The sequence below is a fragment of the Corallococcus sp. 4LFB genome (assembly GCF_046520365.1).
Taxonomy (GTDB): domain Bacteria; phylum Myxococcota; class Myxococcia; order Myxococcales; family Myxococcaceae; genus Corallococcus; species Corallococcus caeni.
Genome location: NZ_JBKGHJ010000858.1, coordinates 1 through 2,062 on the forward strand (window position 1 = coordinate 1; position 2,062 = coordinate 2,062).

A 2,062-nucleotide genomic window follows, 5' to 3' on the forward strand; every position below is an offset into this window, starting at 1 on the left:
CGCCGGGGGCCGCCGAGCCCGTGGCGCCTCCGCAGGGCACCGCGGCGGAGGGTGAGTCCGCGGCTCCGGCGGAAGGTTCCACGCCGTAGTCGATGGATGAGGTGGGCCTGCTTCCGCGTCACGCGGTGAGCAGGCCCTCCCACCGCGTCCTGTTCCGGCCGGCTGACCCGGCACGTCGAGCAGGACGCTCCGGCTCAGAGGTCGAAGTCGCCCGCGGGCGGCTTCTTGCCGCGCATCGCGCGTTCCCTCGCGGCGCGGACGTCGTCGCGCAGGGACTCGGTGGCTTCGGCGTCCACCGTTCCGGTCTCCAGGTCCACGACGTCGCCTTCGCGCACGCCGGACGGCAGGGTGCTCAGGGCGCGGGTCACCTGCTGACCGTCCACCACCAGCACGGCGACGTCGTCCTCGATGCGGTCCACCGTGGCCCTGGACCGGGGCTTCGTCTTCTTCGTCACGGGTGACAGTCTCCCGCGGGCCTGCGGCCCGACTTCACCGCCGCATCACGCGTGCTCCACGTGAGCAGGTTCTCCGGGTTGATGAGCTTCACGCTCCGGCAGGTGGCCTTGTGGAAGATCTGCTTGTGCTTGCTCGCCATGTAGCTGTCCGACATGGAGGCCCTGCTGGACGACGAGCGCACCGCCTCCGTCCGCGTGCCCCTGCGCGCGGTGGGCAGGTCATCCACGTCCATCACGTTGCTGGCGCGGGCCGCGCTGTCCCGCGGCGCCTCGACGACTCGCGCGGGCTCCGTCCGGACGCGGGCGGCGGCTCGGTGGGCGCCGGCTTCACCACGGGCGCGGGCTTCACCGTCCGCACCAGCGCGGGGCGCGGATCCAACCCCGGGAAGACGCGCCGCGCGGAGGCGGGCTCGCCCGGTGAAGGACGCTGGAGCGAGAGCTCGAACTGCTTGCCGTCGCTCACCGCGTGCACTTCGCCGTTCAGGTCCGTGCGGAACGTCCGCGCATCCACGCCGCGCAGCCGCGCGAGCAGCTCCTTCACCTTCGGGTTCTTCCCCAGGCCGTCATCCCCGCTGATCACCGCCGCCTGGGGCCGCACCTCCTCCAGGTACGCCTGCGAGTTCGCCCCCTCCACTCCGGGCGAGCCGACCTTCAGCAGCGTGGCGGGGGACAGCAGCCCGCGCTCCAGGAGCCGGGCCTCCGTCTCCCCGCGCGCGCCGCCCGCGAAGACGACCGACGTGTCGTCGTACGTCAGGCGCAGCACGATGGAGTTCGCCGCGTTGCGCCCCTCGGCGTCCGCGGCCCCCTTCAGCAGCGGCTCCGCGGGCGCGCGGGGCCAGAGCACCGTGAGGTTCACCCGGTCCTCCAGCGTCAGCCGGACCAGCTCCTTGGGCGCGGACGAGGACGGCGCGGGCGAGAAAATTTGCACCCCTCGTGCCCCCAGGGTCGTCAGCAGCGCGTCGTAGGCCTTCGACGTGTCGGGCAGCTGCGGCTCCATCAACCGCCGCGCGCCCACGCGCTTGAGCACCGTCTCCAGCGCGCCGTGGTGCCGCGGATCCGGCTGCGTGAGGACCACCAGGTCCAGCTCCCGGCGCAGCAGCTCCGGCAGCCGGTTCACCAGGTGCGACTCGGCGGACGCGGGCCCCGAGTCCACCAGCACCGTGTTGCCTCGCGGCGTGACGATGAGCGCGGCGTCCCCCGCGCCCACGTCGAAGAAGTACACGTGGAGCTTCCCGTCCGGCGCGCCGCCGAAGTAGCGCGACTTCTCCGGGGCGGCCGGCGCGGGCGGCGCGGACGGCTGCTGCTGACAGGCCAGGGAGGCGAGCAGCAGCCCCACTCCCAGCGCGATGCGGGCCTTCATGGATGACAGTCCTCGGCGGGGCGGCGCTCACGCAGGGCGTCGGCGCGGCTGGAGTAGACGGTGCGCTCGTTCTTCGAGCGCTTCAAGGTCGAGCAGTCCTCGCGGTGGAACACCTTGCTGCCCTTCAACGACACGTAGCGTCCCCCCGTGGCAGCGGCCGTGCCCGCGGGCGCCGCCGGCGTCCGGGACCGGGACGTGCCCGGGGCCGGTTCCTTCTCCACGGAGCGGCCGGCGCGGCCGTGCGGCG

At 73.6% G+C, this 2,062-nt stretch carries 3 protein-coding genes and 1 pseudogene; all 4 read right to left on the reverse strand.

Annotated elements, in window-relative coordinates:
- Positions 1–194: 194 nt before the first annotated feature.
- Complete coding sequence (locus ACLEQD_RS42010) at positions 195–455, reverse strand: DUF3006 domain-containing protein (RefSeq protein ID WP_410391545.1); 261 nt, start codon at positions 453–455, stop codon at positions 195–197.
- Positions 452–691 carry a hypothetical protein gene (locus ACLEQD_RS42015; protein ID WP_410391547.1) on the reverse strand — a complete coding sequence of 80 codons (240 nt, stop codon included), beginning with the start codon at positions 689–691 and terminating at the stop codon, positions 452–454. Before ACLEQD_RS42015 ends, ACLEQD_RS42010 begins: the two co-directional genes overlap by 4 nt.
- Entirely contained in the window at positions 688–1,815 is a 1,128-nt protein-coding gene (locus ACLEQD_RS42020; protein WP_410391549.1) for a ComEC/Rec2 family competence protein, read from the reverse strand. Before ACLEQD_RS42020 ends, ACLEQD_RS42015 begins: the two co-directional genes overlap by 4 nt.
- Positions 1,812–2,062 (reverse strand): annotated as a pseudogene (locus ACLEQD_RS42025) (MBL fold metallo-hydrolase); the annotation flags it as partial. The gene ACLEQD_RS42020 and the pseudogene ACLEQD_RS42025, both read right to left, overlap by 4 nt.